This window comes from Streptomyces sannanensis (genome assembly GCF_039536205.1).
GTDB lineage: Bacteria > Actinomycetota > Actinomycetes > Streptomycetales > Streptomycetaceae > Streptomyces > Streptomyces sannanensis.
In genome coordinates this window covers 4652584-4668776 of sequence record NZ_BAAAYL010000001.1, presented here as the reverse complement: position 1 = coordinate 4668776, position 16193 = coordinate 4652584, and the positions used below count along the sequence as shown (strand labels likewise).

Here is a 16193-nt window from a genome sequence, read left to right as displayed (position 1 = left end):
GCGAGCCGGTGAACCTTTCCGGTCACAGCGCTAGGGGATCCAGCGGCGGAGGACGAGTACGGCGTTGTGCCCGCCGAAACCGAAGGAGTTGCTCATCACGACGTCGACGTCGTGGCGCTGCGCGGTGTGGGCGACGAAGTTGACCGACGGGTCGATGGGCTTGTGGCAGTTGATGGTCGGCGGTACGACCCCGTCGTTGATCACCAGTCCGCCGATGATCGCCTCGACCGCGCCGGCGGCGCCGATCATGTGGCCGGTCATGGACTTGGTGGAGCTGACCGGGATCTGCTCGACGCGGTCGCCCAGGACGGCGCGCAGCGAGGCCAGTTCGGTCTTGTCGTTGAGCTGGGTGCCGGTGCCGTGCGCGTTGACGTAGTCGACGTCGTCCGGGGTGAGTCCGGCGTCGTCGAGCGCCTCGCGCATGGCGCGGCGCACCGAGGTGCCCTCCGGGTGGGGGGCGGTCCAGTGGTAGGCGTCGGAGCTGGCCGCGTATCCGACGACCTCGGCGAGGATCCGGGCGCCGCGGGCGAGGGCGTGCTCCTCGGCCTCCAGGACGACGACGCCGGCTCCGGCGGCCATCACGAAGCCTCCGCGGTCCTCGTCGAAGGGGCGGGAGGCCTCGGTGGGATCGCCCTCCCGGCTGGAGAGGGCCTTGGCGTTGCCGCTGCCGGCGATGTCGACGCGGGTGATGATGTCGTCCGCGCCGCCGGCGATGACGATGTCGCTGGCTCCGGCGCGGACCCAGCGGACGGCCTCGCCGACGGCGTCGGTGCCGGAGGCGCAGGCGCTGCTGGTGGCCCTGGACGGGCCGGTGGCGCCGGTGGCCATGCTGATCTCGCCGGGCGCACTGTCGATGGCGCCGGTGACGGCGGCCATCGGCGGGACGGCGCGCGGGCCCTTGGCGTCGAGGTCGCGGACGTGCTCGCCGTTGGACTTCATCGGGCCGTAGCCGCTGCCGATGAGGACGCCGACGCGGTGGGCGTTGTTCTCGTCGATGGTGAGCTTGGCGTGCTCCACCGCCTCCTGCGCGGCGACCAGGGCGTAGCGGGCGTAGGGGTCGGTGCGCCGGACCACCTTGTACGGCAGGTACCGGGCGGGGTCGAAGTCCTTGACCTCGCCCGCGATTTTCACGGGAAGGTCGTCTGCCTCGATCTGGGTGATGGGACCAATGCCGCTGCGGCCGGCCCGCAGGGCTTCCCAGCTGCTCTCGGCGTCCAGGCCGAGCGGGGTGACCATGCCCCAGCCGGTGATCACGACCCTCCTGCGGGCCCGGTCCGGTGCGTTCGTTGCCATCACTCGCTCCCTTCCTTTGCGTCGAGTGCGGGGAGCAGCGGGAAGTCGCCGCCCGCCGCCGCGGTGCCGAACAGCGAATCCTCCAGCCGCACGGGCACATGGAGGACGACCGGCCGTCCGGACGTGCAGAATTTCCAGGCCTGTTCGATGTCGGCGCGCAGCGTGGCCTTGTCGTCGAGCGTCATCTGGTGCAGGCCGGGCAGCTCGCGGGCGCCCGGCTGGGGTGCCGCCGGGTCCGCGAACCGGTACTGCGGAAGGGGCTTCTCGCGCTGGTCGAGCTGGCTCTGCAGCCAGCCGTATCCGCCATTGCGCAGGACCACGTAGAGGACGCCGAGCCGCTGGTCGGCCAGGGTCGGCAGATCGGACTCGAAGAGGCCGAAGGCGCCGTCCCCGACGAAGGCGACGACCGGCCGGTCCGGTGCGGCCGTCTTGACGCCGGCCGCGGCGGCCGCGCCGAAGCCGAGGCTGGTCTGCTCGGACGGGACGATCGAGCCGCCGTCGGCCGCGCAGCTGTGCACGGGGTAGCGGTACGACCACATGTCCTGAAGGCCGTTCTCCTGCACCAGGACGAGGTCGTCGGGGAGGACGTCGGCGAGGGCGGCGAGGACTTCCGCGATGTGCAGCTCGGTCCCGGCGGAGAGTTCCCGCAGCCGCTCCCGGTGCTGCTCGTGAAGGCCGGCGTGGACCGTCCGTACCCGCTGGACCCAGTCCGGGGAGGGGGAGCAGACGGAGTCGCGGGCGAGCTGTCCGGCGATCAGGGCGGCGGCGTCCGCGAGGACCTTCGGGCCGGCGTAGTCGGTGTGGAACTCGGCGGCGTCGACGTTGACCTGGAGGACCGGGACGTCCTTGCCGATGCGCTTGGGCCAGCCGAAGGTGGCGGTCTCCTCCAGCCTGCTGCCCAGGGCGACGACACAGTCGGTGTCCAGCCACAGCTCCCCGGCGGCCTCCGGCAGGTACAGGCCGGCCAGGCCGCAGAACTGCGGGTGTGTCTCGTCGAACGCGCCGCGTCCGCTGGCGGTGCAGAACACGGCGGCGCCCATGTGCTCGGCCAGGCGCTCCAGGAGCCGCCGGCCGTTGTGGTGCCGCATGCCGCCGCCGACGAGCAGGACGGGCCGCTCGGCGGACTTCAGGGTGCGCAGGGCGGCCGAGTCCTCGCCGAGCTGGACGGTTCCGGGCCGTACGGTCTGCTCGGCGTCCGCGTCCTCGGGCTGTGCGGGCAGCGGGATCCGGGCGGTCAGCAGGTGGTCGGGCAGTTCGAGGTAGACCGGGCCGGGGACGCCTTCGCGGGCGACGAGGAGTGCGCGCTGGAGCATCGGGGCGAGGCGGGCGGGGTCGTCGACGCGGGCGGCCCACTTCACCATGGGGCCGATCACGGAGAGCTGGTCGAGTTCCTGGAACGCGCCGGCGCCCCGCCGGTCGGCGGCGGTGCCCGCGGAGAGCAGCACCACCGGAGCGGCCGAGCACTTGGCCTCCAGCAGCCCGGTGAGGGTGTTGGTGACGGCGGGGCCCTTGCCGGTGAACGCGATACCGGGTTCACCGGACTGCAGGGCGTATCCGGTGGCCATGAAGAGGGCGTTGCGCTGGTCACGGCAGAGGACGAAGCGGATGCCCGTGCCGTTCACGGCCTCCAGCAGGTCGAGGTCGTCGGCGGGGAGGCCGAAGGCGGCCCGTACACCGTCCCGTTCGAGGAGGGAGACCACGGCGTTCCAGCAGCCCGTGACGGTCTCCTGCTCGTTGTCCTGGGTGTTGTCGGACGTGGTCGTCATCGGGGGTCTCCGCCGGGTGCGAGGTGGTCGGCAACGGCCTTCGAGATCAGCAGCGGCTCGGTGAACCGGTCGCCGCCGACGGCCGCGTAGTTGGCGCGGACGCCCGTCCCGCCGAAGGGGGCGTTGCCGTCCTCGATGTCGACCAGGGTTTCGTTGACGCTCACCGTGTGCTTCTGCCGCAGCAGCTCGACGAGCTCGGGCTCGTCGCCGTAGACGGTGGCGGCCATCGCGCGCTCCTCGAAGAACTGGTGGGTGAGGATGGAGCGCAGCCACTCGCGGCCGGTGTACGGGACCACGTTGAAGATCGGCGCGAACAGCTCGGGGGGCCTGACCGAGGTCTCGACCGGCCGGATCAGCACGGTCGGGCTGAGGTGGCCCTCGGAGAGGTCGGCCCGGCCGCCCGCCGCGATGAAGGCGCGGTTGTCGATGAGGTGGTCGAGGGCCGATTCGAAGGCGTCCAGGTAGTACATGGAGCTGTAGTCGGCGGTGGCGTCCTCGTAGCGGCCGTGCTTGAGGGAGCGCACGCGCCGGCCGAGGAGGTTGCAGAACTGGGAGCTGACCGAGGTGTGGACGAAGAAGACGTCCGGGCCGAAGCAGTCCTGCCCCGAGTTCATCATGCGGGCGTGCAGGGCGCCGTCGACGGACTTGCTGATGTCGGCGTCCGGTCCGACGACGAACGGGTTGACGCCCTGGCCGAAGTAGAGGAAGAGCTGGTCCTTGCGGAGCCGGCCGCGGATCTTCTCGGCGTTGTCGAAGGTGCCGGTGAAGACCAGCACGTCGGACCGGGCGGCCTCGCCGGTCAGGAAGTCCTTCTGACCGGTCAGGCACTGCTCGATGGGCAGGTCGTGCACGGTGCCGAGGAGCTTGTGCAGCTTCTCGGTCTGGCTGCTGATCCGTCCGGACGGCCGGAACGCCACGCGCTCGCTGTAGAGGCTGGGGATCAGCAGATAGAGGACGTAGCCGTAGAGCGGGATGTTCGACGGCATGAGCACGCCGATCTGGCCGACCCGGGGCGGGCGGAAACGCATCACCTCGTCGTGAGCGCCCTCCAGGGCGGCGATGGAGGCGTCGATCTCACCGCAGGCGGTGCGGTAATTGCAGGTCTCGAAGAGAACCTGCAGCACTTCCTCGCGGCGGGTGCGGAGCAGATCCACCACGTTGTGCAGGTCTTGCAGCCGTTCCTGGAAGGGAATCCGGTATGTTTCCCGGTCCTCCACCTCAGCAAGGGCCTGGTTCATCAGCACACCTCTCCTGCCGTCACGTGCGACCGCGGATACCGCCAGTTTCTGCAATGACTGGCGGTCAACTTTCCCTGTGTTGTTGAGCGGGAATTCGGAAAGGACGACCACGCGATTGGGCCACTCGTGCTCCGCGACGCATTCCGTGACCGCCTTCCGCCAGTACGCGGCGGGCCGGCCCGATTCGTCCACGACGAAGAACACCAACTGGGCCCCTTTGTCCCGGTCGCCCTCCACCGGAATCACCCTGACCGGGGCGCCGCAGGCACTGGCCCGGTCCGCGATCCCGTCCGGGTAGAGCGTGTGCCCGAGGCGGTGCACCGCGGCCCTTCTGCCCAGGACGGTCAGATTGCCGGCCGCGTCGAGTCGGCCGATGTCGTCGGTCCGGTACTCCTGCCGGTTCACCGGGCGTACGGTGCCGCCCGGCCCGAGCAGGCCCGTCATGTAGTCGGGGGTACGGACGACGATCTCGCCGACGACTCCGGGCGCGACGGCCCGGCCGTCCTCGTCCACCACCTCGACCTGGATGCGGTCCAGCGGCCTGCCGCAGCCCACCGGGTGCGGCGGCACGGCGAGCGCGATGTTCCCGGCCTCGCTGCTGCCGTATCCGTCCAGCAGCGGCTTGCCGATCGTACGAGTGAAGCGCTCGGCCAGTTCACGGCCGAGCGGTTCGCCGCCGACGCACCACATACGGACCGAGGCGAGCGGGCCGACCTCCGCACGGCCGCTGTCCACGACGTTGAGCAGCGTGTGGTACGCGGCCGGGACCGCGTCGACGACGGTGACCCCGTGGTCACGGACGGCGGCGAGCGCCATGTCGATGCGACGGCTGCTGGTCTGCAGGACCAGCGTGGCGCCGGCCATCCGCCACAGCAGCAGCATCGACAGTCCGTACTGGTGGGTGAACGGGAGCAGCGGCAGCAGTACGTCGTCCGGCCGGTACGCCATCCGGGCAGCGGTCCGCTCGGTGTTCGCGCGGACCGAACCGCCGGAACGCACGATGCCCTTCGGGGCTCCGGTGCTGCCGGAGCTCCATACGATCAGGGCGTCGTCACGGGCGAACCAGCGCTCGAACGTGGGCCGTTCCCCGCCGTCCCCGGGGGCGCTCGGGCCGTCGGCGGCGAGGGCCGTGGCCACCAGCTCGGAGAGCTGCAACTGACCGGCCCCGGTCATCCCCTCGGGCAGCGGATCGTCCGTCAGCAGCCAGCGGACTCCGGCGTCGGCGACGAGCTGCGCCTGCTGGGCGGCGGGAATCCGGCAGTCGACGAGCGCGACGGACACCCCGCATTCCATCAGCGCGAACAACGCGAGAATGAATTCCTCGGTATTGGCACCGGTGAGCAGCACCCGATCGTCGGGGCCGATTCCACGCCTTTTCAATTCGCGCAGAACGGCCATGCATTCACCGTCCACACCCGTCGACGGTATTCGACGACCGTCCGTATTGATGAGCATCCCCACAGGACCCCCGGCCCGACTCCGATTCGCTTCGAGCACGATCGTACGAACCGGACTACACGTGATCTATATTTGCCGGACGAGGTAAACAGATGGTCATTCTTGGTCTACGGTCTTGGAATCCGAACCGTCGAGGGGAAGCCATGACCACTGCGGAGACCATGATTCCGGTGACGCTGCCCGACCCGGCCGGGGAGCCGGCGCTGCTGCATGAACTCGAGCCGGTCGTCGCCCGGAACATCGACCGGCATCTGACGGTGGTCCGGGACTGGAACCCGCACGACTACGTGCCCTGGAGCGAAGGACGCGACTTCGCCCTCCTCGGCGGCGAGGACTGGCGCCCCGAGGACTCCCGGATGGACCCGGCCGTACGGGCGTCCCTCGTGGTCAACCTGCTCACCGAGGACAATCTGCCCGCCTACCACGGCGATTTCGCCGGCACGCTGGGCCGTGACGCGGCCTGGGGCGAGTGGACCAACCGCTGGACCGCGGAGGAGGCACGGCACGGCATCGCGCTGCGCGACTACCTGGTGGTGACCCGCGCGGTGGACCCGGTCGACCTGGAGCGGCGGCGCCTCCGGCACATGTCGGCGGGCAGCGGCGGCGCTCCCGGCGGCATCCTGGAGACTCTCGCCTACGTCACCTTCCAGGAGCTGGCCACCCGCGTCGCCCACCGCAACACCGGGGCCGCCACCGGCTGTCCGGTCGGGGACCAGCTGCTGGCCCGTATCGCGGCGGACGAGAACCTGCACATGCTCTTCTACCGGAACCTGGTCGACGCGGCACTCGAACGGGCTCCCGACGCCACCATGGCCGCCATCCGCAACGTGCTGCTCGACTTCAGGATGCCGGGCGAACACCAGCCGGACTTCGCGCGCTACTCCCTGATGATCGCGATGGCCGGCATCTACGATCTGCGGCTGCACCACGACAAGGTGGTCATGCCCGTGCTGCGGCACTGGCGGATCTTCGAGCGCACCGACTTCGGGCCGGCCGGCGAGGCGGCCCGCGAGGATCTGGCCCGCTTCCTCCAGGGCCTCGACCGGCGGGCCGCCCGGTTCACCGAGAAGCGCGAGGAGCGCCTCGCCCGGTCCGGAGCAGCCCGGGCCTGACCTGCTCCGGGCCCTCCCGCCGGACCGCCCCGGCTCCGCGGCCTTTCCATGTCCGGGACGACACGCATAGGGCGGATATAGCCGCCCCGATGAGACTGCCCGCCGGAGTGCCCGGTCCGCGTTCCGGCGGCCACCGGCACTCCCGTCCACCTGCCACCTCATCGACAGCGAAGGCACGTTCATGACTCAGCCCCGTATCGTGACCACCGCGTCACCGGCCACGGTGGTGCTCACCGACGCCGAGCGCCGGCAGACCGGCGAGATCGCCGACTGGCTCGCCCGGACCGAGCCGGCCGCGACGGACGACCTCCAGTGGCTCGGCGCGGTGCGCGACGCCTCTGCCGGGCTTCCGCAGCGGCTGCTCACCGAGCTGCGCCGGTTCCGTCACGACGCGGGTCCCGACGGGGTGCTGGTGATCCGCAACCTTCCGGTCACCCCGGCCGACGGAAGCACCGTCCTGCCGCCGACCCCGGCCCAGCCCGGTTCCGTGGAGCGCCTCGCGTCCACGGCCTCGGCGGTCATCACCGCCGCGATGCTCCAGCTCGGCGAGGTCATCGCGTTCCGCAACGAGAAGTCCGGCGCCCTGGTGCAGAACGTGGTGCCGGTGCCCGGCCAGGAGCGGCAGCAGAGCAACGCCGGCTCGGTGCTGCTGGAGATGCACACCGAGAACGCCTTCCACGACAACCGGCCCGACTACATCGGCCTGTTCTGCGTCCGGGAGGACCCGACCGGCGAGGCCCGGCTGTGCACCGCGTCCGTACGCCGTGCCCTGCCGCTGCTGTCCGACGAGGCCCGCAAGGTGCTCGGCGAGAACCGCTTCCTCACCGAGGCGCCGCCCTCCTTCGAGGGCCGGGAGGGTGCCGCACCCGCACACGCGATCCTGCGCGGAGCACCCGAGGACCCGGACGTACTGGTGGACTTCTCGGCCACCCACCCGCTGGACGACGAGGCCCGCACGGCCATGGCGGAACTGCGGGACGCGTTCATCGAGGTGACCTCCGCACTGGCGCTGGGGGCCGGCGACCTCGCCGTGGTCGACAACCGGCTGACCGTACACGGCCGTACGCCCTTCACCCCGCGCTACGACGGTACGGACCGCTGGCTGCACCGGGTGTACGCGGCCCTCGACAACCGGCGCTCGCGCCCGCTCCGCACCGCCGGGGGCAGCGTCCTGGACTGACGGCCGCCGGTGTCATGCGGCAGGGCCGGACCTCCGGAGAGGTCCGGCCCTCGGCGTACCGCGCCCGGAAGGTCAGGCCGCGTCGCCGGGCAGGAAGCCGTCGATCCGCACACCGGTCGCCTCCGCCTCGGCCCGGTCGCGCACCCACCGGGCGAGCGCGAGGTCCAGGACCCCGAGCCCGAACGGCGAGAAGACGACCCGGCGGCCGGGCTCCCGGCGGAAGCCGGACGTCCCGCGGAGCAGCGCCCCGATCTCGGCGCCGACGAATTCCCGGTTCCCGGTCTGCTCCTCGGCCAGGTGCAGCGAGGTGCGCTCACGGCAGACGTGATCGGTGTCGTCGACGACGTTCTGCGCGTCGAGTACGGCCTCCACGGTCAGGTCCCGCAGCGACACATGGAGCACCGTCGCGTCGGGCCGGCAGGCGGACAGGTCCATGTGCGGGGTGCCGGCGGTGGTGGCCAGGGAGACCAGGGCATGGGCGCCCAGGGCCTCCTCGGCGTCGGCGGCGACCGTCACCTCGAGACCGGGCACGGTGGCACGGGCGTCCTCCGCGAAGGCCTCGGCCCGGGCACGGTCGAGGTCGTACACCACGGCCGTGGTCAGTGAGGACAGCCGCGCGGCGGTGAAGCGGAGCACCTCCAGGTTGATCGGGCCGAGGCCGATGAGGGAGATCCCGCGGGGCTCGTCCTCCGCGGCGAGCAGGCCCGCGGCGAGGGCCGCCGAGGCACCGGTGCGGCGGGCGGAGATCAGGGATGCCTCGATGAAGGCCTCCGGGCGGCCGTCCGCCATGGAGTTGAGGATGATGCTGGCGCTGGCCCTCTCGATGCCGCGCGCCACATTGCCGGGGAAGCTGGCGATCCACTTCATCCCGGCCACCGCGTCGTCCCCGCCGAGATGCGCGGGCAGCCCGATGATGCGGTTGCGGGCGTCCTCGGGGAAACGGAGGAAGACGGAGTGCGGCAGGGCGGTACGGCCCTCGTCGTGGAGCCGGTAGGCGTCCGCGATCAGTTCGAGGATCTCCCGCTCCTTCCCGTCCAGCAGGGCACGCACCTCGCTGTGGCCGACTATCAGCACGGAACTCTCTCTTTCTGTTCGTCCGGTTCCGGGTACTCCGTCGGGCCCTTCCACAAGTGGGAGACCTCGCCGAACTGCCGGCGTACCCAGGAGTCGTCGTAAACGGTGTCGAGATAGCGGTCGCCGCCGTCGGGCAGCACCAGCACACAGGTGGAGCCGTCCGGAATCTCGGGGGCGATCCGCTCCAGGGCGGCGACGACGGCGCCGGAGGAGCCGCCGGCCAGGACGGCCTCGCGCTGCACCAGCCGCCGGCAGCCGACCACGCACTCCAGGTCGCTGACATGGATGACCCGGTCGGCGTCCTCCCTGTCGAGCACCTGCGGGCGCACCGAGGCGCCGTGGCCGGGGATGAGCCGGCTGCAGGAGACGGGTGAGTCGAAGAGCGCGCTGCCGACCGCGTCCACCGCAACGACCTGGGTGGGCAGGCCCTTACGACGGATGTACTCGGCGCAGCCGCCCAGGGTTCCCGATGTGCCGACGGACAGCAGGAGGTAGTCGATCCTGCCGTCCAGCGCCTCGTCGATCTCGGCCATGGTGGCCAGATGCGCCTGGGGGTTGAGCGGGTTGGCGTACTGGTCCGGGCAGTACGCCCCGGGGATCTCCGCGAGCAGCTCGGCGACCAGGCGCAGTCGCTGAGGCAGCAGTTCGCCGGTGAGCGGGTCCGGCTCGGTGACGACGCGTACGTCGGCCCCGTAGGCCCGCAGGATGGCGATGTTCTGCTGGGTGGTCCGGCTGTCGACGACGCAGATGAAGCGCAGGCCGAAGTAGCGGCAGATCTGGGCCAGTCCGATGGCCAGGTTTCCGGAGCTCGACTCCACCACGGTCGACTTCCCCGGCACCAGTTCTCCGGCTCTGATCCGTCCGAGGAGCATGTTCAGGGCCGACCGGTCCTTGATGCTGCCGCCGGGATTGAAGCGTTCGGCCTTGGCGTACACGCGCGAGGAGAAGCCGGGAACCAGCCGCTCCAGTTCGATGAGCGGCGTCATGCCCACCGCTGAGAGAATGCCCTTGAGCCCTGCGGTCACGGCTCTCCCTTTCGTCATAGGGACAGGGGCGGCCCCCGACTGTCGATCTCATTCCGAGCAGTGAGACTGCGGATGCCTGCTATGGGCGATCTATACGGCGGGGTACGGGCGTCCGCGGTCCGGGCGCGCGCGTAGGGGCCGTATAGAGCCGCCGGGCACGGTGGCCGCTCGCACGGCCGCAGCCGGTCGCGTCGACGAGGGGGTGTCCGATGGATCGCCGTGGAGGAAGGAGCGCCCGCCGCGGAGCGGCTGATGTCTCGTGGTGCCGTGCGTCGCAAGGCAGAGGAGGGCCCGCCGCGGAGCGGCTGATGTCCACGTATGCGGTGGGGCACCTCTGGGTGCCCCCACCGGTGGCTGGGGGACATCGGCGACCGACGACAACGATGGGGGCACCTCCTGTGCGAAGGGCTACGGGGCGGACGCGCGCCCGCCGCGGAGCGGCCGATGTCACCGCGACGCCGCGGTGATCCGTCGGACACCCCCTGGCCCTCCGACCGATTCGAACCTGGAGCACGCATGCCGCTGAACCACGCGCTGGCGGGTCGCGCCTACCCGCCCACCGCGCCGTACGAGGTGGAGCGGGAGAAGATCCGTGAGTTCGCCCTGGCCGTGGGCGAGACCCACCCGGCCCACCACGATCCCGAGGCCGCACGGGCCCTCGGGCATCCGGATGTGATCGCCCCGCCGACCTTTCTGTGCGTACTGGTCCAGCAGGCCACGGACCCGGTCGTGTACGACCCGGAACTGGGCCTGGACTACGACCGGGTGGTCCACCGCGACCAGCGCTTCGCCTTCCGGCGCGCGGTCCGCGTGGGCGACCGGCTCCGGGCCACCGTGCACATCGACGCGCTCAGGTCACCGGCCGGCAGCGATGTCGTCGAGCTGCGGACCGAGATCGAGGACGACGACGGCGCACCGGTGGCGACCGTGTTCATGTCGCTGGTGGCCCGCGCGGCCGGCTGACAGCCGCTGTGGACGGGTGCCGGGGAGTGTCAGCGGCTGTGCAGCCGGTCCAGGTAGGTGTGGGCGGAGGGCAGGGTTTCCAGGAGGATCCGCTGCTGCCGCTTGATCCGCTCGAACTGGGCCGCGGCCGCCCGAATGGAGTCCGGCTTGTGGGCCAGGGCCGCGGGGGCGGCGGGCGGGGCCGGAGCGAGGGCGGCCAGGACCGTATGGTGAGGGATGTCGGACGCGGGGAAGGGGAAGCCGCCCCGGTGCGCCGCGGTGCGGTCGTGGACCGCGGCGGGAACGGCCAGCGTCCGGTGCGCCTGCCAGAACGGAGTGTCCCGGCGGGGGCCGGCGGCGTAGTGCAGCTGGATGAAGTCCCGGGCCTCGTCGTAGCGGGTCTTGATCGCGCGGTTGAAGCGGGCCGCCGGGGCGTCGCGCGAGTGCGGCGCGGGGAAGTACCGCACCAGTTGGGTCAGGGTGTGGATGACACCGCTCATGCCGGACGGCTCCAGCGGTTCCAGAAGGTACGACGAAGCTCCCACGGCCACACAGTTCTTGACCCAGGAACGGTGGCTGCGGCCGGTGCGGTAGCGGAGATGGCGGAGGGGCGTGCGCTCGGGGTCGAGCCCCCACAGACCGCAGAGCCGGCGGGCCGCCTCCTCCGGCTCGGTCTGCTCGGCCGCGTACACATGACCCGCGCCGACACGGCCGGGCAGCGGCATCTTCCAGGTCCAGCCGTCGGGCATGGCGACGGCGGTGGTGTACGGCTCGATGCCGCGCCCGGCGTCGTCGTGCGGGACGGTGACGGTGACGGCGCTGTCGCACACCAGCCGGTCGTGCGTGGCGACGCGCGGTTCGCCGAGGACGTCCGTGATCAGCAGTCCGTCCTGGCCCGTGCAGTCGAGGAAGAAGTCCCCGGTGATGACGCGGCCCGTGGCCGTTCCCACCGCGGTGAGAAAACCCTCGGAGTCGCGCTCGGCATACCGGAAAGCGTCACGGACCGCGCGGACGTCCAGTTGTTCGGTGGCGAAGCGGCGCAGGAATTCGGTGAACAGCCTGCTGTCCACATGCCATGCGTACGGAACGGCCATCCGCCCGTCGAGCCAGCGCGGTGATTTTCTGGCGTCCATCAGGGGTGGTTCACGGAAACACGCGTAGTCGAAAGGCTCGACCGTGTCACCGGTCCTTCTGCGCCATGCCCAGTAGTGCGGCAGCCGAAAGCCGTCGATCTTCGGCAGGACCCCTTCCACGGGCCGGTAGAAGTGGTCGGCACCATCGTTCCGCAGCGTCCTGGCCGCAGTGACGGCGGGGCCCTCGGTACGCCAGTTCACATAACGGACAGCCGTCCTGAAGGAGGCACGGCAGGCGCGCATCCATTCGGATTCATGGATTCCGAGCGGATCGAAGAAGGCCCGCTGGGTCTCCGGGGCCGCGGCGTCGACCTCTCCCGTCATGGATGTGCCGGGGTCGCGGTCCGGCGTGTCGAGCAGGGTGACAGTCACTGTTCCCTGGAAAGCCTTCGCGAGGTGGGCAGCGGCCATCCAGCCGGCGGCCGTGCCTCCCACGATGACGATGTTCTTGATGCGACTGTCCATACCGAAATGCCATCCCTGCGTTCTGCGGCGAACCTCTGCCTTCTCTATATCCCCGGCCGTCATCGAGCCGATTTCCCCCCTGTGAAAGGGCTTCGAAAGAGCCCGGAAATCAGAGGCCCCTAACGTTCTCGGCATACCGCGGGGCAACCGCCTGCAGCGGACCGAGCATTCAGGAGGACTCCATGGAGCGTGGCACCCTCTTCGCGAAGCTGATCGCTCCGTCCGGCGGCCTGATGGCCGGCGCGGCTCTGATCATCGCGACGACGGGCGCGCTGGGAAGCGCGCACGCCGCGTCGCTTCAGGACGACCCCTGGACGAACGTACGGGCCGTCCCGGCGGACGACCCGTGGACGAGAGTGGTTGTGAACGGCGACGACCCCTGGACCATCACCCCGAAGAGCGACGACCCCTGGACGAGCATGCCCAACGGCGACGACCCGTGGACGCGCGTGGTGAACAACGACGACCCCTGGACCTGATCGCTGCGTCCCGGAGGCTCAGGGCTTGACGATCGCGAACAGCGTCTCCGAGTCCGGTGTCCCCTCGCCGGACACCACCGACAACAGGCGGTCCGCACGGGCCCCCCAGCGCTCCGCTCCGACCTCGGCGAAGAGCCGCGCGGCGGCAGCCGCGCGGTCGGCGGCCCCCGCCCGGTCCGAGCGGAGCGCGAGCACACAGCCCAGCGCGGCGGCGGCACGCGCCTCCAGGAACCGGTCGGGCACCTTGCGCGCGGTCATGAGCCCTTCGCTCAGCACCGCGTCGGCCTCCTCGATACGGCCCTGGCGCCACAGGGCCTCGCCCAGGGCGCGCAGCGCATGGGCCTCGCCCCGCCGGTCCCCGTCGGCGCGCACCAGGTCGAGGGCGGACCGGCATGCTTCCTCGGCCTTCTCCCCGTCTCCGAGGGAGATCAGCGCCTCGGTGAGCCGTACCGTGCTCTGCGCCTCTCCCCTGGTGGTGCCGAGGTCCCGGCTCCGGGCGATCGCCTCGGCGGACAGGTCGCGGCTCGACTCCGGGTTTCCGCGCTCCAGTTCGATCTGCGCCAGCAGGCACAGCAGATGGGCCTCCGCGTAGCGGTCGCCGACTGCGCGGAAGCCCTCCAGGGACCGTTGGCTCATGTCTCTGGCCAGGTCCAGATCGCCGTGGTGGCGTTCGCAGAGGGCCAGATTGCGGAGCACCAGCGCCCGTCCCTTGTCCTGTCCCTGTTCCTCGAAGAGCCGCAGGGCCACGCCGAGCCGCTCGCGGGCCCTGCGGTAGTCCCACTGGACGATCTCCAGGGTGCCGAGCGAGTGCAGCATGGCCGCCTCCCCGACGGGATCGCCGGTCCGCCGGGCGACGTCGAGGGCGCGCTCGCCGCAGTGCCGCCAGTCCTCCAGGTAGTTGCGGTGCTGGAAGAGCGTCACACCGGTCATCGTCAGGTCCCAGGCGTACGCGGCCTCGTCCTCGTGGGCCGCCTGGTCGACGAGGGCCGTGATCGCGGCGCGTTCGGTCTCGAACCAGCCCATCGGGCTGTCCAGCAGATCGCCGACCACGTGCGAGGGCAACGGATGCACCGGCGCGGCGCTGTGGATGACGGTGTAGTCGCCTCCGTACATCCTCCGGTGCGCCTCGGATGCCAGCCCCAGCCACACGCCGTACACACGGCGGATGGCGGCGCGCCGGTCGGCCTCCGTCTCCTCCGCGCGCGCGCATTCGCGCGCGAACAGCCGCAGCAGTTCCTGGAAGCGGTAGCGGACATGCCCGGCGGCACCTGCGCTCAGCGGTTCCAGCAGCTGGGCATCGACGAGCTGCTCGATGAGGTCCTCGGCGTCGACGGGATCGATGTCCAGCAGGGCCGCCCCGGCCCAGGCGGCGAAGTCCGGCACATTGAGCAGGCCGAGCAGCCGGAACATCCGGGCGACGGCGGACGGCAGATCGCGGTAGCTGAGCCGCAGGCCGGCGCGCACCCCGCGTTCGTCCAGGCTGAGTTCGTCGAGTCTTCGGTGCTGGTCCTCCAGACGGAGCACAAGCGTACGGACCGACCAGTGCGGCTTCGCGGCGAGCCGGGCGGCCGCGATCCGCAGGGCCAGCGGCTGCCGGTCGCAGAGCGCGCTGAGCCGGGCGGCGCCCGCGGGGTCGGCGGAGAGCCGGCCGTCACCGGCGACACGGGAGAGCAGGGCGGTGGCCTCGTCCTCCTCCAGTGCGCCGAGGGGCAGCGCCTCGAAGGCGTAGTCGCCGGCGAGCGCGCCTCCCATCGCGTCGCGGCTGGTGATCAGGACACAACAGCGTCCGTTGCCGGGCAGCAGCGGGCGTATCTGCCGGAAGGAGCGTGCGTTGTCGAGCACGATCAGGACCCGGCGGCCGTCGAGGACGCTGCGGAACAGGTCGGCCCGCTCGTTCTGACCGGCGGGGATCCGCGGCGCGGGCACACCGAGGGCGCGCAGGAACCCGTCGAGCACGGCTCCGGGGCGGCGCGGCGCCTCCTCCTCGTCGTAACCGCGCAGATCGGCGAAGAGCTGGCCGTCCGGGAAGCGGCCGGCGACCTGGTGCGCCCAGTGGACGGCGAGCGCGGTCTTGCCCACACCGCCGATGCCGGTGATGGAGCCGACGGGCAGTGCGCCGCAGTCCAGCCGGTCCAGCAGCTGGTCCAGAGCGGCGAGTTCACGTCGGCGTCCGGTGAAGGAGGCGCCATTCGAGGGGATTTGGGCGGGAACGGTCGGCATCGGGGCGAGGATGACGCTGTCGGCGGGCCGGTTGAGTTTCGGCGAGTCGACGAGGATCGCCTCGTGCAGCTCCTGCAGGGCCGGGCCGGGGTCGATGCCGAGTTCCTCGGCGAGCAGCCGCTGTCCGTCGCGGTACGTCTCCAGGGCCTCGGCGCGCCGGCCCGACCGATACTGGGCGAGCATGAGATGGGCCCTGGCCTGTTCGCGCAGTGGATGCTCGCGGATGAACGCGCTCAGCTCGCCCACCAGATCGCGGTGATGGCCGAGTTCCAGCCGCAGCCCGATGTACTCCTCGTACACGCTGAGGCGCATTTCGTCGAGGCGGGCGGCCTCCGTCTCGACCCGCTCGGCCGTAATGCCCTCCAGGGCGGGGCCGCGCCACATGCCGAGGGATTCCTCGAAGAGGGCGCAGGCCTCTTCGAGTCTGCCGCGGCGGGCGGCTTCACGGCCGCCCGCGGCACTCTCCTCGAATTCGACGGCGTCGATGCGGTGCTCGCCGGTGAAGAGCATGTAGCCGGGGTGGCTGGTGACCAGGATGTCGTCGACGCCGACCGCGTTCTTGAAGGTCTTGCGCAGCGCGGAGACGCAGATGGCCACCTGATTGCGGGCGGTGGCCGGCGGGTTGCCCTGCCAGACGGCGTCGGCCAGGGCATCGACCGAGACGACCCGGTTGGGCGCGAGCAGCAGCATCGACATGATCGTGCGCTGCCGGGCCCCCTGCAGAGGGACAGCCCTTCCGTCCACGTCGATGTCCAGCGGCCCCAGGATCCGGAACACCGCCTGAAGCACCAATGGCCTCCTGTATCAG

11 protein-coding genes are annotated in these 16193 nt (G+C 71.1%); 4 read left to right on the top strand and 7 right to left on the bottom strand.

Annotated elements, in window-relative coordinates:
* Nucleotides 1–30: 30 nt before the first annotated feature.
* Genes fabF through ABD858_RS22065 form a run of 3 tightly spaced genes read right to left on the bottom strand, consistent with a single transcriptional unit; the run spans nucleotide 31 to nucleotide 5695 of the window.
* Complete coding sequence (gene fabF / locus ABD858_RS22075) at nucleotides 31–1293, bottom strand: beta-ketoacyl-ACP synthase II (protein WP_345040296.1); 1263 nt, start codon at nucleotides 1291–1293, stop codon at nucleotides 31–33.
* Nucleotides 1293–3059, bottom strand: a complete 1767-nt coding sequence (locus ABD858_RS22070) for a thiamine pyrophosphate-binding protein (RefSeq protein WP_345040293.1) — start codon at nucleotides 3057–3059, stop codon at nucleotides 1293–1295. Before ABD858_RS22070 ends, fabF begins: the two co-directional genes overlap by 1 nt.
* Entirely contained in the window at nucleotides 3056–5695 is a 2640-nt protein-coding gene (locus ABD858_RS22065; RefSeq protein WP_345040291.1) for an aldehyde dehydrogenase family protein, read from the bottom strand. The genes ABD858_RS22070 and ABD858_RS22065 overlap by 4 nt, the downstream gene beginning before the upstream one ends.
* Nucleotides 5696–5898: 203 nt before the next feature.
* Here ABD858_RS22065 and ABD858_RS22060 point away from each other — a divergent pair, with 203 nt between their 5' ends.
* Nucleotides 5899–6867 carry an acyl-ACP desaturase gene (locus ABD858_RS22060; protein ID WP_345040289.1) on the top strand — a complete coding sequence of 323 codons (969 nt, stop codon included), beginning with the start codon at nucleotides 5899–5901 and terminating at the stop codon, nucleotides 6865–6867.
* Nucleotides 6868–7048: 181 nt separating this feature from the next.
* Nucleotides 7049–8047 carry a TauD/TfdA family dioxygenase gene (locus ABD858_RS22055; RefSeq protein ID WP_345040287.1) on the top strand — a complete coding sequence of 333 codons (999 nt, stop codon included), beginning with the start codon at nucleotides 7049–7051 and terminating at the stop codon, nucleotides 8045–8047.
* Between the two features lie 72 nt (nucleotides 8048–8119).
* Here ABD858_RS22055 and sbnB read toward each other — a convergent pair whose 3' ends face one another.
* Nucleotides 8120–9121 (bottom strand): 2,3-diaminopropionate biosynthesis protein SbnB, encoded by a 1002-nt coding sequence (gene sbnB, locus ABD858_RS22050; protein WP_345040285.1) that lies wholly within the window; start codon nucleotides 9119–9121, stop codon nucleotides 8120–8122.
* Nucleotides 9115–10107 carry a 2,3-diaminopropionate biosynthesis protein SbnA gene (gene sbnA / locus ABD858_RS22045; protein WP_345044772.1) on the bottom strand — a complete coding sequence of 331 codons (993 nt, stop codon included), beginning with the start codon at nucleotides 10105–10107 and terminating at the stop codon, nucleotides 9115–9117. Before sbnA ends, sbnB begins: the two co-directional genes overlap by 7 nt.
* A 555-nt stretch (nucleotides 10108–10662) precedes the next feature.
* Here sbnA and ABD858_RS22040 point away from each other — a divergent pair.
* Nucleotides 10663–11109, top strand: coding sequence for an FAS1-like dehydratase domain-containing protein (locus tag ABD858_RS22040; protein WP_345040283.1), 447 nt, complete (start codon nucleotides 10663–10665; stop codon nucleotides 11107–11109).
* A 29-nt stretch (nucleotides 11110–11138) separates the two neighbouring features.
* Here ABD858_RS22040 and ABD858_RS22035 read toward each other — a convergent pair whose 3' ends face one another.
* Nucleotides 11139–12686 (bottom strand): tryptophan halogenase family protein, encoded by a 1548-nt coding sequence (locus tag ABD858_RS22035; protein ID WP_345040280.1) that lies wholly within the window; start codon nucleotides 12684–12686, stop codon nucleotides 11139–11141.
* Between the two features lie 182 nt (nucleotides 12687–12868).
* Between ABD858_RS22035 and ABD858_RS22030 the strand changes: the two genes are divergently transcribed.
* Nucleotides 12869–13165, top strand: a complete 297-nt coding sequence (locus tag ABD858_RS22030) for a hypothetical protein (protein WP_345040278.1) — start codon at nucleotides 12869–12871, stop codon at nucleotides 13163–13165.
* Between the two features lie 18 nt (nucleotides 13166–13183).
* Here ABD858_RS22030 and ABD858_RS22025 read toward each other — a convergent pair whose 3' ends face one another.
* On the bottom strand, nucleotides 13184–16174 hold the full coding sequence (locus ABD858_RS22025; RefSeq protein ID WP_345040276.1) for an AfsR/SARP family transcriptional regulator: 2991 nt from the start codon (nucleotides 16172–16174) through the stop codon (nucleotides 13184–13186).
* Between the last annotated feature and the right edge of the window lie 19 nt (nucleotides 16175–16193).

Bases quoted from the DNA above. Each gene is read 5' to 3' on its own strand.
- sbnA (WP_345044772.1), bottom strand. From the start codon at position 10,107: ATGACGCCGCTCATCGAACTGGAGCGGCTGGTTCCCGGCTTCTCCTCG.
- ABD858_RS22035 (WP_345040280.1), bottom strand. From the start codon at position 12,686: ATGGACAGTCGCATCAAGAACATCGTCATCGTGGGAGGCACGGCCGCC.
- ABD858_RS22065 (WP_345040291.1), bottom strand. From the start codon at position 5,695: ATGGCCGTTCTGCGCGAATTGAAAAGGCGTGGAATCGGCCCCGACGAT.
- ABD858_RS22030 (WP_345040278.1), top strand. From the start codon at position 12,869: ATGGAGCGTGGCACCCTCTTCGCGAAGCTGATCGCTCCGTCCGGCGGC.
- ABD858_RS22055 (WP_345040287.1), top strand. From the start codon at position 7,049: ATGACTCAGCCCCGTATCGTGACCACCGCGTCACCGGCCACGGTGGTG.
- ABD858_RS22060 (WP_345040289.1), top strand. From the start codon at position 5,899: ATGACCACTGCGGAGACCATGATTCCGGTGACGCTGCCCGACCCGGCC.
- ABD858_RS22040 (WP_345040283.1), top strand. From the start codon at position 10,663: ATGCCGCTGAACCACGCGCTGGCGGGTCGCGCCTACCCGCCCACCGCG.
- fabF (WP_345040296.1), bottom strand. From the start codon at position 1,293: ATGGCAACGAACGCACCGGACCGGGCCCGCAGGAGGGTCGTGATCACC.
- ABD858_RS22070 (WP_345040293.1), bottom strand. From the start codon at position 3,059: ATGACGACCACGTCCGACAACACCCAGGACAACGAGCAGGAGACCGTC.